The organism is Glycomyces sp. NPDC050141 (assembly GCF_055586545.1).
In genome coordinates this window covers 168,458-195,322 of record NZ_JBVJHZ010000005.1, presented here as the reverse complement: position 1 = coordinate 195,322, position 26,865 = coordinate 168,458, and the positions used below count along the sequence as shown (strand labels likewise).

General features: G+C 69.8%; 22 protein-coding genes. 8 read left to right on the top strand and 14 right to left on the bottom strand.

Features of this window, described 5'->3' with window-relative positions:
* Positions 1 to 227 precede the first annotated feature (227 nt).
* Positions 228 to 740 carry a hypothetical protein gene (locus tag ACZ60M_RS05305; RefSeq protein ID WP_465414918.1) on the bottom strand — a complete coding sequence of 171 codons (513 nt, stop codon included), beginning with the start codon at positions 738 to 740 and terminating at the stop codon, positions 228 to 230.
* Positions 741 to 812: 72 nt separating this feature from the next.
* On the opposite strand from ACZ60M_RS05305, the gene ACZ60M_RS05300 reads away from it, so the two are divergent.
* Positions 813 to 3,089, top strand: coding sequence for a glycosyl hydrolase family 95 catalytic domain-containing protein (locus ACZ60M_RS05300; protein ID WP_465414916.1), 2,277 nt, complete (start codon positions 813 to 815; stop codon positions 3,087 to 3,089).
* Between the two features lie 74 nt (positions 3,090 to 3,163).
* Here ACZ60M_RS05300 and ACZ60M_RS05295 read toward each other — a convergent pair whose 3' ends face one another.
* From ACZ60M_RS05295 to ACZ60M_RS05275, 5 genes are all read right to left on the bottom strand, one after another.
* Positions 3,164 to 3,664: a hypothetical protein gene (locus ACZ60M_RS05295; RefSeq protein WP_465414914.1), complete on the bottom strand. Its 501-nt coding sequence runs from the start codon at positions 3,662 to 3,664 to the stop codon at positions 3,164 to 3,166.
* Between the two features lie 45 nt (positions 3,665 to 3,709).
* Positions 3,710 to 4,120: a hypothetical protein gene (locus tag ACZ60M_RS05290; RefSeq protein WP_465414912.1), complete on the bottom strand. Its 411-nt coding sequence runs from the start codon at positions 4,118 to 4,120 to the stop codon at positions 3,710 to 3,712.
* 62 nt (positions 4,121 to 4,182) lie between these two features.
* On the bottom strand, positions 4,183 to 4,560 hold the full coding sequence (locus ACZ60M_RS05285; RefSeq protein WP_465414910.1) for a hypothetical protein: 378 nt from the start codon (positions 4,558 to 4,560) through the stop codon (positions 4,183 to 4,185).
* 81 nt (positions 4,561 to 4,641) lie between these two features.
* Positions 4,642 to 5,016: a hypothetical protein gene (locus ACZ60M_RS05280; RefSeq protein WP_465414908.1), complete on the bottom strand. Its 375-nt coding sequence runs from the start codon at positions 5,014 to 5,016 to the stop codon at positions 4,642 to 4,644.
* Between the two features lie 205 nt (positions 5,017 to 5,221).
* A complete protein-coding gene (locus tag ACZ60M_RS05275; RefSeq protein WP_465414906.1) occupies positions 5,222 to 6,232 on the bottom strand; it encodes a hypothetical protein in 1,011 nt (336 codons plus the stop codon).
* A 304-nt stretch (positions 6,233 to 6,536) separates the two neighbouring features.
* Between ACZ60M_RS05275 and glnII the strand changes: the two genes are divergently transcribed.
* From glnII to ACZ60M_RS05240, 7 genes are all read left to right on the top strand, one after another.
* Complete coding sequence (gene glnII / locus ACZ60M_RS05270; protein WP_465414904.1) at positions 6,537 to 7,556, top strand: glutamine synthetase GlnII; 1,020 nt, start codon at positions 6,537 to 6,539, stop codon at positions 7,554 to 7,556.
* Positions 7,557 to 7,772: 216 nt separating this feature from the next.
* Positions 7,773 to 8,495, top strand: coding sequence for a DUF6270 domain-containing protein (locus ACZ60M_RS05265; protein ID WP_465414902.1), 723 nt, complete (start codon positions 7,773 to 7,775; stop codon positions 8,493 to 8,495).
* 139 nt (positions 8,496 to 8,634) lie between these two features.
* The gene (locus tag ACZ60M_RS05260; protein ID WP_465414900.1) at positions 8,635 to 9,351 is read left to right on the top strand and encodes a DUF6270 domain-containing protein; all 717 of its coding nucleotides are present in this window, start codon (positions 8,635 to 8,637) and stop codon (positions 9,349 to 9,351) included.
* 65 nt (positions 9,352 to 9,416) lie between these two features.
* Positions 9,417 to 11,090 carry an asparagine synthase-related protein gene (locus ACZ60M_RS05255; protein ID WP_465414898.1) on the top strand — a complete coding sequence of 558 codons (1,674 nt, stop codon included), beginning with the start codon at positions 9,417 to 9,419 and terminating at the stop codon, positions 11,088 to 11,090.
* Between the two features lie 61 nt (positions 11,091 to 11,151).
* Positions 11,152 to 12,009, top strand: a complete 858-nt coding sequence (locus ACZ60M_RS05250; RefSeq protein ID WP_465414896.1) for a polysaccharide lyase — start codon at positions 11,152 to 11,154, stop codon at positions 12,007 to 12,009.
* Positions 12,010 to 12,170: 161 nt separating this feature from the next.
* Positions 12,171 to 13,316 carry an O-methyltransferase gene (locus ACZ60M_RS05245; RefSeq protein ID WP_465414894.1) on the top strand — a complete coding sequence of 382 codons (1,146 nt, stop codon included), beginning with the start codon at positions 12,171 to 12,173 and terminating at the stop codon, positions 13,314 to 13,316.
* A gap of 47 nt (positions 13,317 to 13,363) precedes the next feature.
* Positions 13,364 to 14,950, top strand: coding sequence for a glycosyltransferase family 2 protein (locus tag ACZ60M_RS05240; protein WP_465414892.1), 1,587 nt, complete (start codon positions 13,364 to 13,366; stop codon positions 14,948 to 14,950).
* A 15-nt stretch (positions 14,951 to 14,965) separates the two neighbouring features.
* Here the strand turns inward: ACZ60M_RS05240 and ACZ60M_RS05235 are convergent, their stop codons facing one another.
* The 8 genes from ACZ60M_RS05235 to ACZ60M_RS05200 form a co-directional block, all read right to left on the bottom strand.
* On the bottom strand, positions 14,966 to 16,543 hold the full coding sequence (locus ACZ60M_RS05235) for a glycosyltransferase family protein (RefSeq protein WP_465414890.1): 1,578 nt from the start codon (positions 16,541 to 16,543) through the stop codon (positions 14,966 to 14,968).
* A gap of 67 nt (positions 16,544 to 16,610) precedes the next feature.
* Entirely contained in the window at positions 16,611 to 18,593 is a 1,983-nt protein-coding gene (locus ACZ60M_RS05230; protein WP_465414888.1) for a glycosyltransferase, read from the bottom strand.
* Complete coding sequence (locus tag ACZ60M_RS05225; protein WP_465414886.1) at positions 18,590 to 19,210, bottom strand: hypothetical protein; 621 nt, start codon at positions 19,208 to 19,210, stop codon at positions 18,590 to 18,592. The genes ACZ60M_RS05230 and ACZ60M_RS05225 overlap by 4 nt, the downstream gene beginning before the upstream one ends.
* Positions 19,211 to 19,345: 135 nt before the next feature.
* Positions 19,346 to 21,595 carry an acyltransferase family protein gene (locus ACZ60M_RS05220; protein WP_465414884.1) on the bottom strand — a complete coding sequence of 750 codons (2,250 nt, stop codon included), beginning with the start codon at positions 21,593 to 21,595 and terminating at the stop codon, positions 19,346 to 19,348.
* 245 nt (positions 21,596 to 21,840) lie between these two features.
* Positions 21,841 to 23,481 carry an ABC transporter permease gene (locus tag ACZ60M_RS05215; protein ID WP_465414882.1) on the bottom strand — a complete coding sequence of 547 codons (1,641 nt, stop codon included), beginning with the start codon at positions 23,479 to 23,481 and terminating at the stop codon, positions 21,841 to 21,843.
* Complete coding sequence (locus ACZ60M_RS05210; protein ID WP_465414880.1) at positions 23,468 to 24,523, bottom strand: iron-containing alcohol dehydrogenase family protein; 1,056 nt, start codon at positions 24,521 to 24,523, stop codon at positions 23,468 to 23,470. The genes ACZ60M_RS05215 and ACZ60M_RS05210 overlap by 14 nt, the downstream gene beginning before the upstream one ends.
* A complete protein-coding gene (locus tag ACZ60M_RS05205; RefSeq protein WP_465414878.1) occupies positions 24,524 to 25,252 on the bottom strand; it encodes a phosphocholine cytidylyltransferase family protein in 729 nt (242 codons plus the stop codon).
* Between the two features lie 205 nt (positions 25,253 to 25,457).
* Positions 25,458 to 26,711 carry an NADP-dependent isocitrate dehydrogenase gene (locus ACZ60M_RS05200; RefSeq protein WP_465414876.1) on the bottom strand — a complete coding sequence of 418 codons (1,254 nt, stop codon included), beginning with the start codon at positions 26,709 to 26,711 and terminating at the stop codon, positions 25,458 to 25,460.
* Positions 26,712 to 26,865: the final 154 nt, after the last annotated feature.

Genomic DNA, 26,865 nt, shown 5'->3' with positions numbered 1-26,865 from the left:
ACAGAACACAAGCCCTTCTTTTTTTCCTCCCCCCTCCTCCCCCCCCCCCCCCCCCCCCCCCTCCCCCCCCCTTCCCCCCCCCCCCCCCCCCCCCCCCCCCCCCCCCCCCCCCCCCCCCCCCCCCCCCCCCCCCCCCCCCCCCCCCCCCCCCCCCCCCCCCCGAGACCGGCACGCGAGGTCGAGAACCTCAGTGCCGCATGTGGTTAACGCGGGCTCCCACCGCGGGGCTAGAAGTCGCCCTGGTCGGGACCCTTGCCGGGCCCGCCGTTCCCGTTGCCCGGCTTGCCGGGGCAGGCGTGCGTCAGGTTGAAGAACGCGTCGTCGTCGGGATCCTCGACCTCGGCGGACGCGTCGATGAGGGTCCAGCCCGCAGGCGAGACGATGTAGGCCTTGTTGTCGCCCGAGCCGGAGACGATGCCGCCGTCGTTGTCGGTGTCGAGGAGCTGCGGGTCGCCGTCGCCGTCCTCGAAGAGCGCGGTCACCGAGATGAAGTTGCCTTCGGCGCCTGCCGAGGCGGGGAGGACGAACACCCAGCCGTCCTCGGTCTCGGAGATGTCGCCGGGCGGAATGTTGTCGCAGGACTGGTCGTCGAAGCCCTTGGCGGTCGTGGGCACGTTGCCCTCGTTGATGAAGATCGTCTCGACCGCGGCGAGCGCGGGCGCGGCGAAGGCGAGCGAGCCGAGGAGGCCGCCTGCGAGGACTGTTGCGGACGCGGTCTTGCTGAACTGTTTCAATTTCATAACGGTGAACGTAGATGCTGCCAACGGGGTTCGGAGCGGATTTCCGGATCTGAATCCTATAGGATATTGCGCATGTCTGCAGCATTGAAGCTCACCTATGACACCGCCCCCGGCGCCTGGCACGAAGGCCTTCCCATCGGGGAAGGCCGCATCGGCGCGATGCTGTGGGGCCCCCGGATCGAACTCAACGAGGACGGCTTCTGGTCCGGCGACGGCTCCTGGCGCGTCCCCGAAGGCGTCGAAGGGATCGCCGCGAAAGCCGCCGAAGCGGTGCGCCGCGGCGACTACTACGCCGCCGACCAGCTCGTGACCCAGTTGCAGGGCCAGGACACCGAGGCCTACCAGCCCGCCGGGGCCCTCGTCGCGGTCCACTCCGACGACACCGCTGGCGAGCACAGGGAACTCGACCTGCGCGACGGCGTGGCCACGGTCACCCGCGGCCGGATCACCAAGCAGGCCTTCGCTTCCGCCGCCTACCAGGTCATCGCCCTGCGCTGGACCGCCACCGAACCCTTCGACCTCGACCTCCGCTTCGACTGGCCCCACCAGGGCGGCAACGCGGCGACCGGCGCTGCCGAACTCGACTTCACCGGGCACGCCCCGGTCAGCGTCGCGGGCGGCGTCCCCGACTACTCCACCACCGAAGGCGTCCGGCGGCTCGGCCTCAACGCGCAGCTGCGCTGCGACGGCGAACTCGCCGAAACCGAAGGCGGCCACCGCTTCACGGGCTGCCGCAGCATCGAGGTCTACGTCGCCCTGCGCTCAGGGACTGACGAAGCGGCCGCGCTCGACACCGCCCGCGCCGAAGCCCGCCGCGCCGCCGACACCGGCTGGGCCGCACTCCTGGACACCCACACCGCCGCGCACCGCGCGATCATGGACCGCGTCGGCCTCGACCTCCGTCCACAGGGGCCTGTGGATAACCTGACGACCGCCGAGCGCCTCCACCGCCGCGCCGCCGGGACCGCCGACGAGGACCTCGCCGTGCTCGCGTTCCAGTTCGGCCGGTACCTCCTCGTCGGCTCCTCGCGGCCCGGCACGCAGGCCGCGAACCTCCAGGGCATCTGGAACCACCACGTCACCCCGCCGTGGAACTGCGACTACACCACGAACATCAACGTGGAGATGAACTACTGGCCCGCCGAGACCTGCGCGCTCCCGGAGTTCCACGAGCCGATGTTCGACCTCGTCGGCGACCTCGCGCGCACCGGCGAGGAGACCGCCCGCCGCATGTACGACGCGGGCGGCTGGTGCTGCCACCACAACACCGACTACTGGCGCCTGACCACCCCGGTCAACGGCCGCGCCTGCTGGCAGGCCTGGCCCATGGGCGGCCTGTGGCTCGCGATGCACCTCGCCGAGCGCTGGCGGTTCTCCCGCGACGAGGAGTTCCTCGCCGACCACCTGCCGATCGCGTTGGGCGCGGCCAGGTTCGCGTTCGACCGGCTCTCCGAAGGCAAGGACGGCACGCTCGTCACGAGCCCGGCCACGAGCCCGGAGAACGAGTTCGTCACGCCCCAAGGGAACTCGGCGGTCGACGAGTCCACCGGGATGGACGCGACGCTGGTGCGCGAGCTGTTCGCGTTCGTCCTCGAAGCGGCCGACGTGGTCGCCGAGACCCTGCACGGCGACGACCTGCAGCTCGTCAAGGGCATCAGGGAGGCCGTGCCGCGCCTGGCCGGGCCCAAGATCGGCGCCGACGGGCGGCTCCTCGAATGGGCCGCCGAGCACGAGGAGGCCGAGCCGCACCACCGGCACGTCTCGCACCTGTACGGGGTCTACCCCGGCAACTCGTTCGCCGACGCCCCCGAACTCCTTGCCGCAGCGAAGCAGAGCCTCGAAGCGCGCGGCGACGCGGGCACCGGCTGGTCCCTCGCGTGGAAGACCGCGCTGTGGGCTCGCCTTGGCGACGGCGACCGCGCGCACCGGCTGCTCGGGGAGTTCCTGACGCCCGTGGGCTTCCGCGGCGAAGGCGCCGAGTACGCCGACGGCGGGGTCTACGCGTCGCTGCTGTGCGCGCACCCGCCGTTCCAGATCGACGGGAACTTCGGGACGACCGCCGCGATCGCGGAGATGCTCGTCCAGTCCCACCGCGTCAAGGACGGCGCCCCCGTGATCGAGCTGCTGCCCGCGCTGCCGGGCGCCTGGAGCGACGGGCAGGTCCGGGGCCTGCGGGCCCGCGGCGGGGTCACCGTGAACGAGATGACCTGGGCCGGAGGCGAACTCGTCTCAGTCGAGGTGGAGTCGGCGGTCGACGCCGAGGTGTGGCTGGCCGCGCCCGGCTACCCGGCCGCCCGCAAGTACCGGTTGACCGCGGGCCGCCCCTGGTCCCCCAAGATCGGCGGATAGCGGGCACAGGGGAGCGGCCGGAGCCATGAGCCTCCGCCCGCTTGGGTATGAAGGCCCGACGCTGTCCGATGAGGTCAGCAGTCGGTGGCCTCGCCGGTCTGTCCGACCGCGATGCCGCACACGGACCAGTGGAACGCACCGGTGGTGTCCGCGTTCACCAGTGAGATCCCGCCCTGGGGACGCACCGGCTCCTTCCCGGGGATCGAGTTGTCGCACTCGGCGGGCTCGACGGAGCTCGCCACCGCGATGCCGCAGACCTGCCATTTCGCGAAGTCCCGCAGGTCGACGTTCGCGAGGGACGGCATGCCGGAGGCCTCAGGGGACTCGGGCAGCTCATGGCCGAAGTTCTCGGCCTCGTCCTCGGTGTCGGCGCTGAGCAGGCTCTCGCAGGCGGTCGCGGTGAGCGGGCCGGTCTCGCCGGTCTCGCACACCGCGGGCAGCAGCGATTCGTGCTCGTCGTCCACGTTCGCGACCGTCAGCCAGTCGGGTGTGGACGCAGAGGCGGCTCCTCCGGAGAGCGCCGCTGCTGCTGCGGCGGCAACGGCCGAAGCCGCGACCATGGTGCTGTAGCGCATGTTCCTCTACTTCACTCTCGACCAAGCCCCAGGTTTCCCGGGGACTTAGTAGTCGCCCTGGTCGTCGCCCTTGTCGGGGTAACCGTTGTCCGAGATGTGGTCGGTGTTGTCGCAGACCTGGCCGAAGGACTGGGTCAGGACGTTCTGGCCGCAGATCTGCCAGTGCGCGGCGCTCGAGACGTCGGCGTTCGCGAGCGACACGTCGCCGGCGTTGACGCCGGACTGCGGGCCCTCGCCGATGTGGTCGCGGTTGTCGCAGACCTGGTCGTACGACGTGGTCAGGATGTTCTGGCCGCAGATCTGCCAGTGCGCGGCGCTCGAGGCGTCGATGTTCACGAGGCTGACCGGACCGGCCCAGACACCCGAGTTCTGGGCCATCGCGGGCGAGGCGGCACCGAGGACGGCAGCGCCGGCGGCGGCGACAGCGAAAACCGCGGTAGCGGTGGTCTTGCGCATTTGCTGTGTTTCCTTTCGAGTTGGGAGGGGCGGGCCCGGAGAGGCCCGCCCCGAAGGTCGACCTACTGCGCCGTGTTGGGCATGTGGTCGTAGTTCAGGCACTGCTGGTAGAGCGACGGCGCGACGCCGACGTTCTGGCCGCAGATCTGCCAGTGAGCGGCGTCCGAGATGTCCAGGTTCGCGGCGGACACGTCACCGGCCCAGACGCCGGACTGCGGGCCCTCGCCGATGTGGTCGCGGTTGTCGCAGACCTGGTCGAACGACTGGGCGAACACGTTCTGGCCGCAGATCTGCCAGTGCGCGGCGCTCGAAGCGTCGATGTTCACCAGGCTCACCGCACCGGCGTTGACGCCGGAGTTCTCGGCCATCGCAGGCGAAGCGGCCGCGCCGATCGCGGCGACGCCGGCGGCAGCGGCGATGATGTAGGTGGACTTGCGCATGAATTTCCCCCGATTCGAAGTTTCTTCTGGGACCGTCGGGCCGGAACTGAACCGCCCGACGGGGCTTGATCGCCGCAGCGGCTACTGCGCGGCGGGCGTGATGTGGTCGTAGTTCTTGCACATCTGGTCGAGCGACGGCGAGACGCCGACGTTCTGGCCGCAGATCTGCCAGTGGGCGGCAGACGAGATGTCCAGGTTGCCGAGCGAGGTGTCGCCGGCGTCGACGCCGGACTGCGGGCCCTCGCCGATGTGGTCGCGGTTGTCGCAGTCCTGGCCGAAGGACTGGGTCAGCACGTTCTGGCCGCAGATCTGCCAGTGCGCGGCGTCCGAGGCGTCGATGTTGATCAGGCTGACCGGACCGGCCGACACGCCGGAGTTGTTGCCGGCCATCGCGGGGGCGGCGGAGAGAGCGGCGGCGCCGGCGGCGACGGCGGCAACGGTGAGAACCTTGCGCATGAGTTGCGATTTCCTTCTGGGTTGTGCGCCCGGAGGTTCCGGGCGACTCGGATCGTCTTTCCCGCCCCGTTCGGGGGCGGTGGTGCGACAGGCTTCCGCGCGTCGGGGCGCCGGAGGGCGTGGGATGCGAGACCCCATGCACTGCAACCGGAGGGAGAGTTTGAAGGCGGACTTCAAGTTCCCCGCGCACCGACGCGCGGAGGCCCTAGTCTGGGGCGACGGACAGCTCGGCGGCGCGGTCCAGCGGCCGCCCCAATTCCCCGATCACCGTGCGGGAGAGTGACACCTCTTCCCCCGCGGCGGACGGGGAGACGCAGACAGCGGTGTGGCCGCTGTCGACGCTGATACCAACGGTCGAGCCGGTGGCTCCACCGGGGATGATCTTCAGGTCAGGCAGTCCGGGGCCGTCGTACAGCCACGGTCTGGCCGAGGTGCGCGGCACGCCGCGCACGTCCTCGATACTGGATACGTCCGTCTTCCGCTCGTGTTCGGCGGAGCACTCGGCGGCGGCGGCCGGCCGGCCGCTGTTCGCTCCGTAGAGCGACGCCGCCACCTCGTCCGAGACCTGCTGTGCTGTAAGTGTGGTGAAGCTCGGTTGTCCTGCGGCACCGACGGGGACGCTCCCGGGCGTCGTCCCGTCGCCGAGGCGCAGGCCATCGGTCACCAGTCGCGCCAGTACGTCGACCGGATCGGTCGAGGGCGCGACAGTCTCGTAGACACCGGACACCGCGGGGGCCGGGCCGTCCGCAATGGAGGCCGTTCCCTTCACGAGGTTTCCCACCAGCGGTGCCACTACTTCAGCGGTGCGGTCTCCGACGGACTCGTCATCCAAGTCGAGTAGGCCAGGCACGGCGTCGCCCTGCAGCGCAGTGCGTACGGCCCCGTCCGTCTCGTCCACCAGCGATCCCACCGGCTCGTCCAGGCCCGACACCAGCCCCGAGACCTCCCCCTGCGCCGCCGGTGCCCGATGTCCCTGCTGGTTCTGCGGGACCAGTCGCGCGGCCAGGCGCGACATGTCGGACACCTCTGCGGAGAGGGGGTCGGTCATCGCGGCAAGGCCCTGCGATGCTGCGGAATCGTCTGATGCCCAAGCGGATGCGGCCAACGCGAAGGCCCCTAGAAGCAGGGAGCCGAATGCGGTGAGCGCGGCGCCGAGGAGGAATCGGAGCACGCTGAAGCGGCGAGTGACCTCGCTGCCTCCGGCGATGCGTCCCATCGTCTCCCCTTCGTCCTGAACCTGAGCGCGAGCGTTCTCGCCGCTCGCAACTGTTAGAACGAAAAGGGACTGATCGGGGATACGGGGTGAAACAGATTTTATCCCCGAAAATAGGGTGAGTCGGACTCACAGCGCTCTATTGCTCACGCACAGCAGCGGTTAACAGACTGTTTACATGACTTCAACGAACGAGAAATTGCTTTTTGGGAGCGTGGCAGCACAGCTTCACGGCTCGGGCATTCCTGCTTCACGGTGCGGATCGAGCCAGGCTGGACCGCATCACCGTTTGAAGGGCTCCTACCTGATGGCTATCAAGGCCGAGTACATCTGGATCGACGGCACCGAGCCGACGGCCAAGCTGCGTTCCAAGACCAAGATCCTTGCCGCCGGCGAAGAGCCGGGCATCTGGGGCTTCGACGGCTCCAGCACCAACCAGGCCGAGGGCGGCGCCTCCGACCGCGTGCTGCGCCCGGTCAAGGTGACCCCGGACCCGATCCGCGGCGGCGAGCACATCCTGGTCCTGTGCGAGGTCCTGGACATCGACTTCACCCCCCACTCGTCCAACACCCGCGCCAAGACCGAAGAGCTGGACGCGCAGTACGCGGGCCAGGAGTCCTGGTTCGGCATCGAGCAGGAGTACACCTTCATGGTGGGCGCCCGCCCGCTCGGCTTCCCCGAGGGCGGCTACCCGGCCCCGCAGGGCGGCTACTACTGCGGCGTCGGCGCCGACGAGATCTTCGGCCGCGAGATCGTGGAGAAGCACCTCGACAACTGCCTCGCCGCGGGCCTGCCGATCTCCGGCATCAACGCCGAGGTCATGCCCGGCCAGTGGGAGTTCCAGGTCGGCCCCGCGTCGGCCCTCGAGGTCTCCGACTCGCTGTGGCTCGCCCGCTGGCTGCTCTACCGCACCGCCGAGGAGTTCAACGTCACCGCGACGATCGACCCGAAGCCCGCCAAGGGCGACTGGAACGGCGCCGGCTGCCACACCAACTTCTCCACCAAGGCCATGCGCGAGGACTACGAGCCCATCATCGCCGCGTGCGAGGCCCTCGGCCAGGACGACAAGCCCGCCGAGCACATCGCCGTCTACGGCCACGGCATCGCGGACCGCCTCACCGGCGCCCACGAGACCGCCCACTACTCCCAGTTCTCCTACGGCGTCTCCGACCGCGGCGCCTCGATCCGCATCCCGTGGCAGGTCGAGAAGGACAAGAAGGGCTACCTCGAGGACCGCCGCCCCAACGCGAACATCGACCCCTACCTGGTGACCGGCAAGATCGTCGACACCGTCTGCTCCGCCCTGGAGAAGAAGGGCCTCGTGTAACCACGAGGGCCCAACAAAGCAAAAGGGGCGCCGCGCGGAAGCGCGGCGCCCCTTCGCATTCACTTAATGTACTCAGTCCACTTTGCCCTATTACACTGGTTCGCCTGGTTCATGACCATCAGTAGGCGTAGGCACTGGTATAGTCGCCCAAAACCCATATGAAGCAGTCTCATATATTCCGTGGCAGGAAGCGACTTACTCATGACCCTCGAACCCTTGCGTTACTCCATTCTCGGCACCTGCGTGACGCGCGACGCCGCCGACGTCGGAGCGGCGCCCCTCCCGAAACCCGTGCACTACTTCTCCCGCACCAGAATCCAGAGCATCGTCTCGCCCCCGAGCCCGATCGACCCCGACGACGTCAAGCTCGACTCCCCGTTCCAGCGGCGCGTCATCATCGAAGACCACGACAAGACCCCGGCACGCATCCTCGCCGGCCTCGACCACCCACTCGTCGTCGACCTGGGCGACGAACGCTCGCCCCTGGTGCGGACGAGCAGCGGACTGGTGACCGCCACACTCCACTTCCAGCAGCTCGGGCTGGGGGACCGGGCCGGGGTCGTGCCGGTCGAGGAGGACCGCGAGCTCAGCGACGACGGGCCCTTCGCCGAAGCGTGCCACTACTTCGCGAACCGCTTCGTCCCGAACCACCCGATCGTCCTCCACGCCGGCTACTGGGCCACGCACGACGCCGACGGCAAGCCGGTCGCGAAGATCAAGATGGCGCAGCGCTACAACGAGTGGCTCGCCCGGTCCTACGAGATCTTCATCCGCGCGGTCGGCCCGCGCATCAGGATCGTCCTCCCGCCCGAGGAGCTGCGCGTCCCCGACCCCACCCACCGCTGGGGCGAAGAACCGTTCCACTTCCCGGTCGAGTACTACGACGAACTGGCCCGCCAGATCCGCGAGGTACTCCAACCGATGGCCGCCAGCGCCTGAATCTGACGCGGGACGCCTGGTCGTGCCGACTGCCGCAGGAGGGCCGACCTGCTACAGTCGACACGGCCGAATTCGACGTCTCCTCACCTTTGGCGACCGGCATGGGAACGGCCGACGATCCACCGACGAACGGCCCCGAATGCAGTACTCGATCATCGGCTCTTGCGTCACCCGGGACGCGGGCGACCTCGGCTCCTCCCCGCTGCCGAAACCGGTGCACTACTTCTCCCGCACCAGAATCCAGAGCATCGTCTCGACGCCCACCCCGCTCCGGGCCGACGACGTCAAGCTCGACTCGGCATTCCAGCGGCGAGTGCTGGTCGAGGACCACGACAAGAGCGTCGCCCGGGTCGCCCCGACCATCGACCACCCGATCGTCATCGATCTCATCGACGAACGCGCCCCGCTGGTCAACACCGGCCACGGGCTCGTGGCGGCCACACTGCACTTCAACCAGGCCGGTCTCGGCCGTCCGAGCGACGAACCAGTAGCGGACGACCGCGAGCTCGCCGCCAACGGCCCCTTCGCCGAAGCCGCACGGCAGTTCGCGGCGCTGCTGCCCCAGCAGCCGGTCATCGTGCACCGCGCGCTCTGGGCCACCCACGACGCGACCGGTGCGCCGCTGTCCAACCACGAGCTGGCGGCACGGTCGAACACCTGGCTCCTGCGGGCCTACGATCTCCTCGAAGCGGCCCTCGGCGCACGCGTCTCGACCGTCGCCCCGCCCGCAGAACTCCGCGTCGCCGACCCGGCGCACCGCTGGGGTATCGCCCCGTTCCACTTCCCCGCCGAGTACTACGACGAACTGTCCCGCCAGATCCGCGCGGCGCTCCAGGCCGCTGCCGCCCCCCGGTAGCCCCCCTCCACCGGCGGCTCACCGCGCGGAACGCCGGACCCCCTCGTCCACAAGGAGTCGGGCCGATGCGACGCGTCCCCGAGAACAATGACCCCTCGATCCGGTACCGGTCCCGTCCGTTCGTGTTCGGCGCTGTCGGCGCATGGGACCCCGGACGGATCAAGGAGCTGGCTGGCGCGTCCCCTGTCGCCGTGCGCAAGGTCGTCGAGCAGCAGGGGCTAGTCCTGTTCAGTTCCGGTCCGCTTGCGGCCTGGCGCGGGGCCGAGCGCCGGGGGTTCTGCTGGGGCCCGCTCGCCGACGGCTCTGCACCGCACGCTTGGACCGAGGCCGCTGAGCAGTGGATGGCGCCGGGCGTCGAAGCAGGACCTGAGCGCGCCGTGCTGCATGCGGACGCCCTCGGCCTGCAAGACCTCTTCTACCGGAGGATCGGCGGGGCGGTCTACTTCTGCGGGCGCGTCGAACCGCTGGTCTCCGTGGGCGGGGCCCGCTGCCGCATCGACTGGGGCGCTTGGGCTTCGATGCTCGCGATGACCTCTCCGATCGGGGATGCGACGCCGTTCGAGGAGATCCGGCGGATGCGCGCGGCCAGCTCCTGGACCTGGCAGGACGGCAGGCTGCTGGAATCGTCGTTCGAACCTTCGTGGATGCAGGTGGCACCCGATCCCGGGTTCAGTCCGGCCGAGGCGGTCGAGGTGCTGGCGCAGGTCGTCCGGCCGGGTCGGCGGACGGCCGCCACGCTCAGCGGCGGTTGGGACTCGCGGCTGCTCACCATGCTGGCGGCGCCCCGCGTCAGGCGCATGCGGACGTGGACGACGAGCCCCGACGACGGCCGCGACCTCGATGTCGCCTACGCTCCCGCCGTGGCCTCGGCGCTCGGCACCCGCCATCGGATCGTGATCCCCGGAGACGACGCCTGGATCGCCGAGTACGAGGAGGTCAGGCGCCGCACCGGATTCCAGACGCTGCTCCACACCTGGCTCATGCCGCTGGCGCGGGAAGTCCGGGCCAAGCGCGTCAGGCTGCTCGACGGACTCGCGGGCGACGTCCTGTTCAGCGGTTCGTTCGTCTCAGAGACGATGGCAGCCGAACACGAGCCGCGGCTGCAGCAGCGGATGCTGCAGGACGCGGTCGGGATGCCGATCGAGGGCAACGCGTTCCTCCGTCCGGGGGCGGCGGCGGTCTTCGCGGATCTCCACCAGCAGGCGTTCAAAGAGGCCGCCGCGCCGTTCGACGGCCACCACAGCGCGCCGTCGCTGGCCGCGCTGCATACCAGGACCTGCCGCTCGATCGCGGCATCGCCGATGTGGGTCTTCGCTCCCGAGACCGAGGTCGCGCTGCCGTTCGTCCACCCGGAGGCGATGCGTGCAGCGATGCGCATCCCGTTGCGGAGCAAGCTGGGCGCCGAGTTCTACGTACACATGCTGGAGGCGGTCGACCCGCGGATCGCCGCGCTCCCTTCGACGAACGACCCGGCGGCGACGGCCAGGCGGCCGATCGGTCCGCGCCGCCAGACCAGTCCGGCGACACTCGCGGTGCTGACCGAGCACGTCCGGTCGAGCGATATCGCGATGGCGCTGCTCGCCGACGAGGTCAGAGCCGATCTGCGCGACCCCGGCGTCACCGACCCGGTCAGAGGCAACACCGCGAAGTTCCGGGTGCTGAGCTGGGCGAGCCTGCTCGGGCACTGGGTCGAGGAGTTCCAGGACCACCTCGTGCTCGATGACGGCCCGCCGATGTGAGTTCCCTTGACCGGCAGGTCAGTCGGGACACCTGCGGACATGCGATCGATATCATTGCCGCATGAAACGAGCCGCCGTCATCTTCCTCGTGCTCGCCGCGCTCGTCGCGGTGGTCGCAGCGGCGTCGGCCGTCGACCTGCATTCGGCGAAGACCCGGTACACGGGTGATCCCGAAAGCCGCTGGGGCCCTTTCAGCACCGCCGCAGGGATCGTCACGTGGGAGTCCGAACTGGCCTTCCAGACCTGCTGCGACGATTCAATGACCTCCGTGGACTTCGCCCGCAGCGGCGGACCCGCGTTCCGCAGCCTGCTCCGCTACGGCGACGACCAGGTCGCCGACGGCACACGGGCGGAAGCCCACACGGCCCGCTGGCCTGAGAGCAGGTTCGGGCCGGGCGTGACCGCCTACTACGGATTCAGCATCTACATAGCCAGTACCTGGGAGACCGACACCCGCGAGGACATCCTCTTCCAATGGCACACCGAACCGGAGGACTGCGAAGCCGAGAAGGCCCCGAGCGCCTTCCTGTCAGTGCAGCCCGAGGGCGTGTGGCGGCTGCGGGTCAACTCGGACGACGACCCGTGCACCGGCGAGGACTCGTTCAGCAGAGCAGGGTACGACCTGGCACCGCTGGAACCGGGCCGCTGGCACGACTTCGTGTTCGCATTCGATTGGGACCCGACCGAGGAAGGCGCGGTCCGAGCCTGGCACCAGACCGACCTGGACCCGGGATGGGACCAAGTCCTCGACGAAGCAGGGCCTACCACCTTCAACGATGCCGAAGCGAACGGCTACCTCAAATGGGGCATCTACAAGCCGGCATGGAACGACGGCCCCACTTCGGTCGACAGCCGGGCGGTCGTCCACGACAACATCGCCTTCGGCGGCTCCTTCGCGGCGGTCGACCCGAGCACGTGACACCCTCTGCCAACAGTCGATCGCGTACTGCTGTCCACCGGCTGCTAGTCTCCGAGAAATCCTCCGAGTACACGATGAACATCAGATCTGGGTCGCCAATGCCGGACGCTGCCGCCGCCACAGCGCCTCCGCTGCGACGGGCAGCAAGTGAAACACAGGCAATGAACATGAAACTCCTCAAACGCAACCGCCTCCTCCTCGGCGCGGTCGGCATCGCCGCCGTCGCCACCGGGCTCTTCCTCGCGGTCGGCGGCACCGGCGGCGCCATCCTCGCCGCAGGCGTGCTCGTCTCCGGAACCCTCGCCGGTGCGGCCGCCACCCTCAGGCGGCACCATCAAGCGCAGCTCCGCCAGCTCCGCGAACTCGCCGCCGCGGTCGAGGTACTCAGCCGAACCTCTGCTGAGACACGTTCGCGCCAAACCAGTCTCGGCAGCGCGCTCGACGACCGGTTCACCGAGGCGCAGGCCGCGCTCAAACAGCTCGGTCTCGAGCAGATCGCGGCCGAGCGCCGCTCAGCGGCACGCCACGCCCAGGCGAAGCAGTGGGCCGAACTCGCCGCGACCCGCAACGAGTCACTCGCGGCGCAGTCCGCGAAGCTCGCCCCGGCTGTCGCAGCGTTGCGCACCGACATCGACGCGCTCCGCCGGTCCAACCGCGACGCGGTCGCGGAGGCCGCCCGCCGCCAGTACGGCAAGGTCGAAGACCTCCTCGCGCTCTACCAGGACATCGCCCCCGGCAGGGCCCTGCCGCACATGCAGGGCTGGGCCGCTGGAGTGGACCTCGTTCGGTACCTGTACACCCAGGTGGTCGACCACCGCAGGACCCGAGTGCTCGAATGCGGATCGGGAACCTCGACAGTGGTGTTCGCGTACGCGATGCGAGACTTGGGGACCGGGCGGGTCACCGCCCTCGAGCACGAGCCCCGGTTCGCCGAGGCGACCCGCCAGATGCTGCGGGAGCGGGGCCTCGAAGACTGGGCGGAGGTCGTGGACGCGCCGCTCGTCGACGTCACCGTCAGCGGTGAGACCTGGCACTGGTACGACCCGAAAGCCGTTCCCGACAGCACGTTCGACCTGGTCGTGGTCGACGGTCCGCCCGGGAAGACCGGCCCCATGGCCCGCTATCCTGCGGTGCCGCTGCTTATCGACCGTTTGGCGCCCGGCGCGCTGGTGGTACTCGACGACGCGTTCCGGCCCGAAGAGAGTGCCACCGCAGAACGCTGGGTTACGGAGTTCACGCAGTTCGAGAAGGACCGCATCAGCCACGAGCGAGGGACAATCGTCCTGCGGAACACCGCCGAACAGTAGCGGCCGCCGCGACGACCGCACGAACACCCACCAGACAGCCGAGGAACATGCCAGCCGTACCGTCCGATCCCAGCATCCCCGTGATCGTCGAAAGGAACGACTACGAGGCCGTCCGCCCCGACCAGTCGGCCTGGCAGCCGACACGCAGCGTCTCGGTAGTCGTCCCCGCCTACCTCGACCAGGCCAAGCTCGACCTCGCCCTCGCCGCCCTCGCGGCCCAGAGCTACCCCGCGGAGCTGATGGACGTGGTGGTCGCCGACGACGGGAGCGAACCCCCGCTGTTCCTGCCCGAACTGCGGCCCGAGCGGACCAGGATCGTCCGGACCCCGAAGGGCCGGTGGGGCATCGCTGCCGCAGTCGACGCCGCAGTCCGCGCCTCTGAGGGCGAGATCGTCCTGCGCCTCGACTCCGACGTGCTGCCCGTGCGGGGCCATGTCGAGTCGCACCTGCGCTGGCACCACCTCGGCGACGGCTTCGTCGTCGTCGGCAAGCTCGCGTTCGTCGACGCGCCCGTCGAGGAGCTCCTGCCGCTGAAGGTGCGCGACGCCGTCGCCGCCGACACCTCCGGTTCGCTCTTCGAAGGCATCGAGTACGACGACGACTGGCAGATCGGGCTGGTCCGCGAATCCGGGGGCCGGATCGACGACGAAATACGCGCCTTCATCACCGCGAACGGTGCCACCATCTCGTTCTCAAGGGCCCTCCACGACGCCTGTGGCGGACTCGACCGCTCGATGCCGCTGGGCAGCGACACCGAGTTCGGGTACCGGATGGCGCAGCTCGGCGCCGTGTTCGTGCCCGAAGCCGGGGCGGCCGCCTGGCACCTGGGGCTCTCGCAGATGAAATCGGCCCGCAAGCAGGCGGGGACCCGCTACCGCCACCAGTACATGGCCGGACGCGTGCCGAGCCTGCGGTACCTGCGCAACCGCCCCGGCATGCAGTGGCGGGTACCGTACATCGAGGTCGTGGTCGACGCGGGCGGGTCGAAGCTCGAACACGTCCGCACGACGCTGGCCTCGGTGCTCGGCGGCGCACTGCCCGACGTCGCGGCCGTCCTGACCGGACCGTGGAGCTCACTCACCGACGAGCGGGTCGCACCGCTCGACGATCCGCAGCTGGAACTGCGGCTCATCCGCGAGTCGTTCAGCGGCGACCCGCGCATCACCTTCCGCGAAACCGTCGACCGCACCGCGGAGCCCGCACCGTTCCGGCTCACGCTCCGCGCCGGGACCGCGCTGTCGTTCGACGGCCTCGAACGGCTGGTGGCGCACATGGACGCGCAGCGCCTGGGCATGCTCGAACTGGAGGACCCCGGCATCGGACGGGTGGCGGTCCTGGAGCGGACCGCGGCCCTCAACCGGGCGATCAGGCTCGGGCTCGGCGACGACGCCGCAGCGGTGGCCCGCGTCTGGGGCGCGGCCGCCGAACCTGCCGACCGGTGGGTACGCCCGGGCAAGGGCGCCGAAGCGGCCCTGGCCCGCCGCAAGCGCATGCGGGACCTCGACCGGGAACTGTCACGGCTGCGAGCCGAGGAGCGGTTCGCCCTCTTCGAAGCGAGCCGCTTGGGGCGCTTCACCGTGCGGGTGCGGCGGGCCTTGGGGCGGCGGCTTCGCCGCCTGCGTTCCCGCCGCTGACGACCGCGGTGGCGGTCAGGCGACCGCCACTCCGTTCGCGGACTCCTGCAGCCGTTCGACGCCCAGGGAGGCGACCCGGGCGAGCTGCGCTTCATGGGAGAACTGCTCGCGCACGTACTTGACGGCGAGCTCGGCGTGCTCCGCGTAGAAAGCCGGGTCGGTCCGCAGGCGGTCGAGGACGCCCTTGACCTCCTCGGGCGAGCAGTAGATCGCCGCCGGGCCGAACAGCTCCTCGAACCGGTGCTCCATGATGCACGGCAGGCCCACGGCCATCGCCTCGAGCGGCGCGCGGCCGAACGCCTCGGCGCCCTCACTGGAGATGAAGTAGACCATCGCGTCGACCTCGGCGAGGAACTCGCGCGCGGGCACCGAGTTGAACGGGTAGTCGACCCAGTTGCCCGGAAGGCCCCCGAGGATCTCCTTCGGCACGTCCACGCCGCCGAGGATGCGGATCTCGTAGTCGGCGTCCTCGGTCGGGTAGCAGGCGCGCACCAGGTCGGCCGTGTCGGGCCACTTCAGCCTCGCGTCCCGCGAGTGGCGGCCGATCCGGAACGGACTGCCCGCGCGCTCGCGCTGCCCGGGACGGCGCCACTCGTCGGCGTCGATGCTCTCGTACCAGAACTCCGCGGCCAGGTCGACGCGCTCGATCTCGTCCGCGTGGTGCTGCCGGAGGGCGTCGCGGACGACCGGGCCGATGGCGTACCAGGTGTGGTCGCCGACCCATTCGGTGAGGTTCTCATAGACGGTGCGCACGTCCCAGGCGACCGAGGTGCCGCCTTCGGGGCCGTAGAACGAGTACGGCGTCTGGTTGACCACCAGGACGGTCCGGGCGGCCGTGATCTGCGGCCGGTCGTCGAGGAGGCGCATCACCGCGGGCGGGAACCGCACGATCATCAGGTCGCACACCGCCTCGTCGGCGCTTTCGAGCAGGCGGACCTGGTCGCCGTCGACGAGGTCCATGATCTTCGGGTCGATCGGGCGTGCGACGTCCCAGTGGTACACGGGGTGGTGCAGCAGTCCGACGGTGAGCCCGGCCTTGCGGTAGGCGCGGATCTCCTCGGCGTTCGCCGACGTCGTCCCGCCCGGCAGTGCGAAGTGCGAGGTGATGATGATGTCGAACCGCAGCGGTGCGCGGTTGTCGGCGGCATCGTCGTGCTTCCGGTACCAGTCGACGACCATCTCGGCCACTGCGAGCCTGTACGCGGGCGACGCCGACGCCGACGTGACCACGGGCACCAGTTCGCGCAGCGCGGTCTCGGAGAAGCCCCCGAACAGTCGCGCGCGCCAGTTCTTGAGGATGCGGCGCTGCTGGTCGGTCAGCTGGGCGGACCGGAACGGCCCGGTGCGGGGCCTGAGCGGATCGGGCGCCACCGCTCCCTTCACGCGGGTCCGTCGCAGCAGCCGCAGGGCGATCAGGACCACCAGGCCCGCCTCTGCGATCAGGACCAGCGCCGCGAACGCGAGCGCGATCCTCTGCGGCATCAGATAGACGAGGAGCGCGGCGGTCGCGCTGAAGAGGGCGAGGAGGGCCAATGCCGTACGCGCGCTCGAACGGCTGATGCGAGTCCGGACGGCCTCTGCAATTCTCACCATGCTTGTTTCACCAGTTTTGCGTGTCAGAAGGATCGGTACAACATTCCGCAGCGGGGCACCGCGGTCATCAGCGCCAGCGCGAGGCGGCTTTCATCGATGCGAGCGCCACTGCTCCGCAAGCGAATACGAGGCCTCCTACGGCCAAGGCCAGTCCAGGAGGCTCCGGGAAGCCGACGAGGGCCGCGCCCGCCAGGGCCAGGACGCCGGTGGCGGCCGCGAGGACGGCGATCGAACGGGGCCGCGGCTGCCTGGCCGGCCGGCGGGTGCTCGGCGCCGGGAGGCGCGGCACCACCGTGCGTTTGGACCTGCGATCGAGGAACTGCACGGCCGCGAAACGCCCTTCAGGGTGCTCGATGCGCAGGGCGGCTTCCACTTCCTCGTCCGCGACTACGGCGCGCTCGGACTCGACGGCCGCCGCGTCGACGAACTCGACGCCCTTGTCCAGGACGAAAGCCAGCACTTCCGCTGCGATCGGCGTCCGGAGCCGCGTGTGCTCCCAGGGCTTGGAGTACTGGGCGAACGCGACCGTACGCCCTTCGTCGAGCGCCGCGCGGGCCGAGCGCAGGAGCGCCTCGCTGCCGCGGTTCATGCTCCGCCAGTCGGCGATGTAGAGGCGGTCGAACGACTGCGCCGAGTAGCCCGGTTCGGTGAGCCGGCGGGGCGCGTAAACGCGGCGGGGCGCGTCCTCGGGCAGGTACGCGTCGGCCCTGCCCTTGCGGATCGCGGTGTGCCAGTGGCGGTACGCCGATTCGTACGCGAGGCGGGAAGGATGGAGCCAGCCCTGGCCGATCTCGCCGTGCGAGAGCGTTCCGGACTGCTGGCGGACGATGGTGAACCGGCCGGAGACGGCGGCGACGGCGGCATCGCCGAACGCGCTGACGATCCTGAAGCGGAACTCGGAGTCGGCGGCCTTGCGGGTGCTGTCGAACCGTCCGAGTCGCGGCAGCACCTCGGCCCGCCGGTACATGATCGACGTCGACCGGACCTCGCAGAGCGCGCGTCCGGGATGCAGCGAGACACGCAGATCTGCGGTGGCGCGGATCCCCTCGGCGTACGTCATGACGATGTCGCGGGAGCGGGTCATCGGTTCGACCTGCGCTTCGAGCCAGCGCGGGTGCGCCCAGTCGTCGGAGTCGAGTCCGGTCACGAAGACGCCGGTCGCGGCCTTCAGCGCGTCATTGCGGGAGGCGTACGTGCCGCCGTTGCGTTCGCGCCTGATGAGCCTGATCCGGTCGTCGAGGACCGCGGCGTCCTCAAGGATGCCGTCGTAGTCGGGACCTGAGGCGTCGTCGACGAGGAGGAGCTCCCAGTTCTGCCAGCTCTGCGCGATGACCGAGCGGATCGCGGTGAACAGCTCGGGCCCGGGTCGGAAGGCGGACATGAGGATCGACACCCGCTGGCCACCGTGGACGGGGCTCAGGCCGGTGAGCTCGATGCGGTCGAGCAGGGACGCCTCGCCGTCCCGGAGCCGGAGGTCGAGGTCGGCCCAGGCGGCGAACTGCTGGAAGCGCCGCAGGTACTCGTCAGGGGCCTCACCGGGTGCTGGGTAGCGGAGTTCTGCTTCGAGGGCGCGGCGGACCGGTCGGCCGATGTTCTTGTAGGAGGCGAGCGCTTCGGTCACCCGCTCGAGCTGCCCCGTGTGGAACATCAGTTCTGCGTGGAGTCCCTGGTGGGTCGCGTTGACGATCTCGTTGCCCTCGTCGAGGAGGTCGTCGTAGATGTCGAGGGCGCGCTGCCGGTGCCACGGCTCGAGCGGCTGGGTGGCGAGGACCTTGGCGAGGGCGACCGCCGAAGCGCAGTGGAGCCTGCCAGATCGAGCCGCGGGTTCGGCGGAGAGCAGGGCCTCGGGGTCGGCGGCGTAGGCCAGGCGGGCGAGCATGCGCCGGGCCACGCGGGACTTCCCCGCGAGGGCCGCGACGATCAGCGCGTTGAGCGTGGCGTTGTCGCGGCCGAGGCGAGCGAAATGGGGTTCGAGGAGGTCGAGCGGCTGGGGTTCGCCTGCTGCCGTATCGGAGCGGTTGCCGCCGGCCAGTGCGGGCGGAGCGGTCACTTATCCCACCCGTCGGGGAAGGGGAAGTCGCTGAGCAGGTTCTTGCAGCCCTCGTAGACGGCGAGGTAGTCGGTGTCCGACCACTGGCAGGTCACCTGGATGGCGTGGGAGGCCTCGAAGAAGTAGTGGCTCTGCTGGACGATCTCGACCCCGCCCTCTTCGAAGCCGGTGAGCATGTTGACACCGCTGCGGCGGTGGGCGATCGCGGGCCGGTCGTTCTCGGCGGTGTACTCCTTGCCGACCGTGGCGTCGTAGGCCCGGATGTACTCGACGACGCTCCGGTAGTCCGACTCGTCGACAGCTTCGTCAAGGACGTAGGTGCTGACCTGGATCATCGCGGACTCGGCACCGCCTGCGGGCCGGAACGTGTAGGTGTTGACCGCGTCCGACATGGGGACTTCGCGCACCGCGGCGTCATCCGCGACGAACCCCTCGGGCAGCGGGATCTCGAGTGCCACCGGCTCGGTGACGCCTTCGAACGGCGACGCGGTGCTGTCCGCAGCACCGCTGGCCTCGCCGGAGGGATCGTCGCCCGTGCCACCCGAGGCCGTGCACGCGGCGGCAACGGCGATGACAACGACGGGCAGGAGCGGTCGCATCAGCCGATACAGGTCCATTGGTCTGGGGTTCCCTTCGGGGAGTGACGGTGTCCCGATCGTATCAGGGGATCGCTCGCCTGCCGGTGCCCAGAGCGGCCGGTCAGACCGGCCCGGAGGACCGATTCCAGGGGTGAACGCCGTGATCGCGGTTCCTTACTGGACGGGTAGGCGTTCCTCCAGCAGCGGAGCCAGCGAACTGATGTACGAGACGGTGATGTGGTTGCGGTCGCGGTAGACCTGGAGGTGCTCCACGACCACAGGACAGACCGTATCTAGGCAGAACCACGGCAGGACGTCGATCACGGTGGCGCCCAACGCGCTCTGGACGACCGACTCAGCGCTGCGCAGGTCCGCCTTCGGAAGCGCCTCGTCACGTGCGGGGACGCACTCGGGCACGTTGTCGGGGTGCGTCGCAAGGCAGTCGGGGACGTTCCACGGCGTGCGTGGAGTATCGCTCAGTGTGACGATGGCCGCGCCGGAGTCGTTGAGCGACGTGAGCGTGCGCTCCCAGGCCGAAGACCAGGTCCCCGCGGCGTCCGTTCCAGGCAGTTCGTAGAACACTGAGGAGGTCACGACCACCAGGGCGGGCTTGAGCTGGCCGAGGTAGTCGACGACCGCGTCGCGCCACTGGTCGCATTCGGTGTAGTCCCGGTCCTCACTGGGGTGCGGCACCGTGACGTCCGGGACCGGGCACGAGGCCTTCGAACGGACCACGAGCCGCCAGTCCCGCTCCAGCGCGATGGACTCCACCGCCGGGAACCACTGCGCGGCATGCGAATCGCCGAACAGGACCACGGTGGTCTCCGCCTCGGGATTGCCGTACACGCAGTCGGCCTCGCTGTCGGTCTTGGCGAAACTGAGGAAGCAGCCGTCCGCGAAGACGCGGGGGTAGTCCTCCGCCACCGATTCGAGCGGCGGCTGCAGATCGGCCGGGAGCGTCTGGGTCTCGGCGCCCGCCTCGAGCTGGCGGGTGAGGCCTTCGAAGTCCTCGACCTGGATCTCCTGGGCCGAGGGCTGCTCCTCGGCCTTGCCCAGCCCGGTGACGGAGGTCGTCACGACCGTGGCGAGGGCTAGCAGCGTGCACAGGATGCCCGCGCCGATGCCGTACGCCGGCTGCGACTTCAAGAGCTTCGCTGAACGCACCGGCTGCTCGATCAGCAGGTACGACAGCTGCGCCAGCGCGAATACCGCGGCGATCAGGACCAGGTTGAGCACCATCGAGGGCTCGGTGCCGATGGCGAGGGGGATCAGGATGAGGACCGGCCAGTGCCACAGGTAAAGGCTGTAGGAGAGCTTCCCGACGAACTGGAACGGGCCGGTGCTCAAGAGCGTGCCGACGGGGTGCCCGGCGCGCGCGGAGCCCGCGACGATGAGGAGCATGGTGCCGGCGACGGGAAGCAGCGCCGTGTATCCGGGGAACGCGGTGGCCTCGGTGTACAGCACGCCTGAGGCGATCACCATCGCCAGACCGCCGATCCCGAGAATCCAGGCGAGGGCCTTCGGGGTCTTGCGCCAGGTCGGGAGGCTGAGCGCCAGGATCGCGCCCGCCGCGAGCTCCCAGGCCCGGGTGTGGGCCGCGTAGTAGGCGGTCGGCTGCGACTGCTCGGTGACGAACACCGACGCGATCAGCGAGACCGCGAAGACGACCGCGCAGGCGGCCAGGCCGGCGGACACGAGTTTGCGCGGCGACCTGCCCACCAGGAGCATGAGCCCGATGAGCAGCAGCGGCCAGACGACGTAGAACTGCTCTTCTACGGCCAGGGACCAGAACTGCTGGAACGGCGACGGCATCTGCTCGGCGTTCAGGTACTCGGTCTGCTCTGCCACGAACCGGTAGTTCACGACGTAGACGATGACCATGAAGGCGTCCTGCATCGCGGATTCGAGCCTGGTGACCGGGAACCACAGGAGGGTGCCGACGACCGTGGCGATCGTGACGGCGCTGGCGGCCGGGAGGATGCGGCGGGCGCGGCGGGCGTAGAACCCGGAGAGGGAGATCCTGCCGGTGTCGAAGACCTCTTTCACCAGCAGCGAGGTGATGAGGAATCCGGAGAGGACGAAGAACACGTCGACGCCGACGTAGCCGCCGTCGGCGAAGCTGACGCCGGCGTGGGAGAGGAGTACGAGGGTCACGGCGACCGCCCGCAGCCCCTGGATGTCCGGGCGGAACCCGGTGCCTTCCCAGTGCTCGGCGGTCGGCACTCGAACCGGCGCGATCGGCTCGGCTTCGGCGGCGGGCGGCGGCACGGGCGCGCGGAACGCCGGACGGGCCGGGTACGGGCTCGGCGCGGTGCGCTGCGGCACGGCGCCGGCCGTCATCGTGGGCAGGTGGTAGGTCTCCTCGTTGACACCGTTCCCGGCTGCGGCTCGGGGCTGGGGCCCGGGGGGCTGGGGCGAGGTCATGGTGCTGGGTTCTCCGTCTAGGGGTGCCGGGGCGCGTCGGGTCGCCCCATCCTAGGCGTTCCGTTCCCGCCGGGAGGCGCAGTGTGGGGCCTGCTCGGCTGTGCTGGCACACCAGTCGCGGAGCCGCGAGTCCTATCGTACCGATGTCGCGCGCGCCGCACTGTCCTGCTTGGGCGGCAGCGGTTCAGCGGCCGGATGCAGCGACGGCCCCGACCTGGATTCCAGGTCGGGGCCGCGGCGGTTGTTTAGAGCGCCTTGAGGACTCGGGGTTCGAGGCGGTAGAAGATCCAGCGGCCGAAGAACATCAGGAAGGCCGAGAAGCCGACGGCGACGCAGAACTGGTACATGTTCGGCGCCAGGCCGGGGATGAACGCGGCCCGGTGCATCGAGAAGATGCCGATGAGCGGGTTCGTGGAGAACAGGTCGTAGAGCCAGGGGTTCTGCTTCATCGTGTCCGCTTCGGAGACCTTGGTGAGCGGGAAGATGATCGCCGAGGCGTAGAAGAGGACGCGCATGAAGAGGCCGAGGAACCGCTCGACGTCCTTGTAGAGGACGTTGGCGGCCGACAGGACGAACACCATGCCGGTCAGCAGCATCGTCTGGGTCAGGATGGCCGGGAAGAGCCACAGCAGGTTGAGGCCCCAGGTGCCGTGGTCCAGGAGCGCGACGGCGATGAGGATCGGGAAGCCGACCACGTACTCGGCGAAGCGCGCGAAGACCTTCGAGACCGGGAAGACCTCGCGCGGGACCTTCATGACGGTGATCAGGGCCGACTGGCCGCCGAGGGAGCGGGTGCCTTCGTTCACGGCCGAGGAGAACCACTGGTAGGCGAAGATGCCGGAGACGATGAAGAGCAGGTAGCCCGCGTTGTTGGGGAGGTCGCGGCCGCTCTTGAAGACGATGTCGAACACGAACCAGTAGATGACCGTGAGGCCCAGCGGCTCGATGAGCGACCAGAGGTAGCCCATCGCGGTCGCCTGGTACTTGACGGCGAGGTCGCGCCGGACGAGGACCGACAGCGAGTGGCGGTGGCGCAGGAGCGCGGTGAAGCCGGTCGTGAGCGGGAACTTCCGCTTGAGCGGCTTGACTTCGGCCTCGGAGATGCGGATGGCGCCGGTCGCGGGGCCCTCGTCGCTGCGGGCGGAGTCCAGGAACGCGGGGAGCTCGGCCGTGTCGTCGAAGTTGCGGCGGATCGGGGAGGCCCCGGCCACCGGCATGTCGCGGCTCGGTTCGGAGCGGGTCGCGTAGGGCGCCTGGGGGACCTGGCCTGCCGGGTCCGTCGCGGGAGGCGGCGGGGTCTGGCCCTGGTGGGCCGGAGGCGGCGGGGTCGGGTGGGCCGGAGCGGTCGCCGGGGGCGGCGGGGGCTGCTGCGGCTGGTAGTGGCCGCCCGGTGCGGGCTGGCCGTACGGGTTCGGCGCGCCGGGGCCGTGGGGCTGGGGGCCGCCGTAGGGCTGCTGCGGCTGGCCGGGGCCGTGGGGCGGCGGCGGGGTGCCGTAGGGCTGCTGGCCGCCGGGGGCGGCGTAGCCGGGGTTCGGCGGGGCCGGGCGGTGCGCGGGCGCACCGTAGGCCTGCTGCTGCCCGGCGGGTGCCGAGTAGGACGCGGGGCCGCCGTAGCCCTGCGGGGGCTGCGGCGCCTGGGCGCGGGGCGGGGAGCCTGCGGGTCCGCCCTGGTGGCCCGGGGTGATGCCGGGCGCGGCCGAGGGCGGCGGGCTGGCGAAGGCCGCCGAACCGGAGCTCATGGACCCCGGCGGGTATCCCGCGGGGTTGGCCGAAGGCCCGGTACCGAAGCCGCCTTGGGGGGCGGCCGCATCGGGATTGTCCGGGCTCCCGTCGCTGTTCCCGGCTGGGCCGGAGACGCCGTCGGGGTGCGGGCTAATCGAGCTCATGCATCATCTCCGTCAGGTGTCGCTCCAGCGCCACCGAGTCCAGTTCACGATGTTCGAGAATCGTATAACGGCCTGGCCGGGTCCTCGGCGCGTAGGCCACCGCTGTGGCGAGCTCCGCGATATGCAGTCCGAGTTCACTTGCCGTGCGCGGCAGGCCGTGCCGCTTCATGGCGGCCGACATCTCCTTGAACAGGGCCTTGTCGCCCCGCAGCCACGTGCAGATCAGCGCTCCGAGTGCCCCTTGCGCCCCGTGGGTCGCCAGGCCTGGGTGGAGCGCTTCGAGCGCGTGCGCGATCTCGTGGCACCCGCCTGAGCAGGGCCGGGACGATCCGGCCATGCTGGAGGCGAGGCCGCCTTGGATGAGCGCGTCCGCGAGGGTCGCCAGGAACGGCTCGTCGGCGATGGTCCCCGGGTGGCGCAGTACCGCTTCGGCCCCGGTGCGGGCGATGGCGGCGGCGAGGCCGTCCACGGGTTCGCCGTTCACTTCGTGCGAGAGCTGCCAGTCGGCGACGGCCGAGAGGTTCGTCAGCGCGTCGCCGATCCCCGACTGCAGCTGGTGCGCGGGGGCCTGGCGGATGAAGTCGAGGTCGGCGAGGACCGCGAGCGGCGGGTGGACCCCGTAGGAGACCGAGACGCCGTCGCGTTCGAGGGACGCCGTAGGCGAGGCGAGGCCGTCGTGGGCGAGGCTCGTGGCGACCGAGACCATGGGCAGGCCCAGGTCGGAGGCGGCCCATTTCGCGGTGTCGAGGAGCTTCCCGCCGCCGATGCCGACGAGCGCGTCGACGCGGTGGTCGTCGCGCAGACGCTTGGTGAGCTCCTTGGCGCTGTGCAGGCTCCCGGGGACGACGGTGTGCACCGTGGCGTCCGGCAGGTGGTCCAGCTCGGCCGCGATGCTCTCGCCGAGGCCGGGCCCGAGCGCGACGGCGACGCGCCCGCCCGAGGAGATCCGGGAGTCGGCGAGCAGTTCGGGGAGGCGCTTCAGCGCCCCGGACGAGACCTCGACCGTGATGGGCGCCAGCACGGTGCGCGCGAAGGTCGGCAATTAAAGGCCCTTCGCGATTGCTTTTGCGAGGGCCCAGTCGGCGTGGTCGTCGACTTCGGTCCAGGCCACGGGCCCGGTGGAGACGGTCCCGATCTGCCCGGCCTCGGCGAGGAGCTGGTACGCGTCCTCGTAGTAGAGGGTTGAGTCGCGGTTGAACGTCGCCTCGAGGGCCTTGGTGAGGTCCTCGGCGAGACCGGCGGGGATGAGGCTGACGCCGATGTACTCGCCCGCGGCGGAGTCGATCGGCTGCTGCTTGTGGATCAGTTCGACGCCGCTTTCACCGACGCGGACCTTCATGGCCTCGTCGGTGAGCGGCTTGTGGTCGTCCAGGGCGAGGAGGAGCCGGGGGTCGTTCTCGGCGGCGGCGAGGAGGTTCCGCTCGATGCTCACGGGGTGCACGGTGTCGCCGTTGACGAGGACGGCGCCTGCGGCGTAGTGCTCGCGGGCGGTCCACAGCGAGTACGCGTTGTTCCAGTGCGGCTTGTCGTTGTCGACGATCTTGACCGTGACGCCGTAGCGGTCTTCCAGCACCGGGGCGTGCTCGATGATCTTCTCGGCCGCGTGGCCCACGGTGATCGCGAGGTCGGTGACGCCGACCTCGGCCAGGCCCCGCACGATCGTGTCGAGGATCGTCTCGGTCGCGGTGACCGGCAGGAGGGTCTTGGGGAGCACGTCGGTGTCAGGGCGCAGGCGCTGCCCCTGTCCGGCGGCGAGGATGACGCCTCTCACGAGATTGCGGCCTTCCGATCGACGGCTGTAACCCGCCTAGTTTACAAGTACCGAAAGGGGGGAGGCCCCTGCCGAGTGTGCGCCTGCACACGTCGGCCGGGGCCTCCAACTGGGAAGGGGCGGCTCGCGCGGATGCGCTCACCGCTTCCTTCTACAACGAGCCTTGCCGGGCCTGGTTACGCCTTGCTTCGCGACATTTGCGAAGTTACTTGGCAGCCTTGGCGAAGCTTGCGAGCCATAACTTTGCGATGGTCTTGGCGAGGTTCTCCGACAGGGTGTCGAGGAACTCGTCGGTGGTCTGCCACTCCTGCTCCTTGCCGACGAGCGCGGCGAGGTCCTTGGTCATGCTGCCGCTCTGGACGGTGTCGATGACGACCTTCTCCAGCTCGTTCGCGAAGCCGACGACCTCGGCGGTGCCGTCGAGCTTGCCGCGGTGGGCCAGGCCGCGGGTCCACGCGAAGATCGAGGCGATCGGGTTGGTCGAGGTCTTCTCGCCGCGCTGGTGGGCGCGGTAGTGGCGGGTCACGGTGCCGTGCGCGGCCTCGGCCTCGACGGTCTTGCCGTCGGGGGTCATGAGCACGGAGGTCATGAGGCCGAGCGAGCCGAAGCCCTGCGCGACGATGTCGGACTGGACGTCGCCGTCGTAGTTCTTGCAGGCCCAGACGTAGCCGCCCTCCCACTTGAGCGCCGCGGCGACCATGTCGTCGATGAGGCGGTGCTCGTAGGTCAGGCCCTTGGCCTCGAAGTCGGCCTTGTAATCGTTGTCGAAGATCTCCTGGAAGGTGTCCTTGAACATGCCGTCGTAGGCCTTCAGGATGGTGTTCTTGGTGGACATGTACACCGGGTAGTTCCGGGCCAGGCCGTAGCGGAACGAGGCGTGCGCGAAGTCCTCGATGGACTTCTTGAAGTTGTACATGCTCAGGGCGACGCCGCCGCCCTCCGGGTAGCGGGCGACCTCGAACTCCATGGGCTCGGTGCCGTCGTCCGGGGTGAAGGTGACGGTGAGGGTGCCGGGGCGGTCGACCTTGAAGTCGGTGGCGCGGTACTGGTCGCCGAAGGCGTGGCGGCCGACGATGATGGGCTCGGTCCAGCCGGGGACCAGGCGCGGCACGTTGTTCATGATGATCGGCTCGCGGAAGATGGTGCCGCCGAGGATGTTGCGGATGGTGCCGTTCGGGGAGCGCCACATCTTCTTGAGGCCGAACTCCTCGACGCGGGCCTCGTCGGGCGTGATCGTGGCGCACTTGACGCCGACGTTGTACTGGCTGATCGCGTTGGCGGCGTCGACGGTGACCTGGTCGTCGGTGGCGTCGCGGTGCTCGATGGAGAGGTCGTAGTACTTGAGGTCCACGTCCAGGTAGGGGTGGATCAGCTCGTCCTTGATCTTGCTCCAGATGATGCGGGTCATCTCGTCGCCGTCGAGCTCGACGACCGGGTTCGCAACTTTGATCTTCGCCATAGTCTCGCTACCTCTCCTGCGCCTACCTGCGCCTGGGTTGACCGCGCCGCTACCGGCGCCGAGGCTTCCGCCCCTAACAGTACGAGCGTACTGGCTTTACCGTGGAAGACCGCGCCCGGGCCCGGGAGTCGATGGTCACAAGCAGATCGCACCG

Coding starts and splice junctions, on each gene's coding strand:
- ACZ60M_RS05305 (WP_465414918.1), bottom strand. CDS start 740: ATGAAATTGAAACAGTTCAGCAAGACCGCGTCCGCAACAGTCCTCGCA.
- ACZ60M_RS05300 (WP_465414916.1), top strand. CDS start 813: ATGTCTGCAGCATTGAAGCTCACCTATGACACCGCCCCCGGCGCCTGG.
- ACZ60M_RS05295 (WP_465414914.1), bottom strand. CDS start 3,664: ATGCGCTACAGCACCATGGTCGCGGCTTCGGCCGTTGCCGCCGCAGCA.
- ACZ60M_RS05290 (WP_465414912.1), bottom strand. CDS start 4,120: ATGCGCAAGACCACCGCTACCGCGGTTTTCGCTGTCGCCGCCGCCGGC.
- ACZ60M_RS05285 (WP_465414910.1), bottom strand. CDS start 4,560: ATGCGCAAGTCCACCTACATCATCGCCGCTGCCGCCGGCGTCGCCGCG.
- ACZ60M_RS05280 (WP_465414908.1), bottom strand. CDS start 5,016: ATGCGCAAGGTTCTCACCGTTGCCGCCGTCGCCGCCGGCGCCGCCGCT.
- ACZ60M_RS05275 (WP_465414906.1), bottom strand. CDS start 6,232: ATGGGACGCATCGCCGGAGGCAGCGAGGTCACTCGCCGCTTCAGCGTG.
- glnII (WP_465414904.1), top strand. CDS start 6,537: ATGGCTATCAAGGCCGAGTACATCTGGATCGACGGCACCGAGCCGACG.
- ACZ60M_RS05260 (WP_465414900.1), top strand. CDS start 8,635: ATGCAGTACTCGATCATCGGCTCTTGCGTCACCCGGGACGCGGGCGAC.
- ACZ60M_RS05255 (WP_465414898.1), top strand. CDS start 9,417: ATGCGACGCGTCCCCGAGAACAATGACCCCTCGATCCGGTACCGGTCC.
- ACZ60M_RS05250 (WP_465414896.1), top strand. CDS start 11,152: ATGAAACGAGCCGCCGTCATCTTCCTCGTGCTCGCCGCGCTCGTCGCG.
- ACZ60M_RS05245 (WP_465414894.1), top strand. CDS start 12,171: ATGAACATGAAACTCCTCAAACGCAACCGCCTCCTCCTCGGCGCGGTC.
- ACZ60M_RS05240 (WP_465414892.1), top strand. CDS start 13,364: ATGCCAGCCGTACCGTCCGATCCCAGCATCCCCGTGATCGTCGAAAGG.
- ACZ60M_RS05235 (WP_465414890.1), bottom strand. CDS start 16,543: ATGGTGAGAATTGCAGAGGCCGTCCGGACTCGCATCAGCCGTTCGAGC.
- ACZ60M_RS05225 (WP_465414886.1), bottom strand. CDS start 19,210: ATGGACCTGTATCGGCTGATGCGACCGCTCCTGCCCGTCGTTGTCATC.
- ACZ60M_RS05220 (WP_465414884.1), bottom strand. CDS start 21,595: ATGACCTCGCCCCAGCCCCCCGGGCCCCAGCCCCGAGCCGCAGCCGGG.
- ACZ60M_RS05215 (WP_465414882.1), bottom strand. CDS start 23,481: ATGAGCTCGATTAGCCCGCACCCCGACGGCGTCTCCGGCCCAGCCGGG.
- ACZ60M_RS05200 (WP_465414876.1), bottom strand. CDS start 26,711: ATGGCGAAGATCAAAGTTGCGAACCCGGTCGTCGAGCTCGACGGCGAC.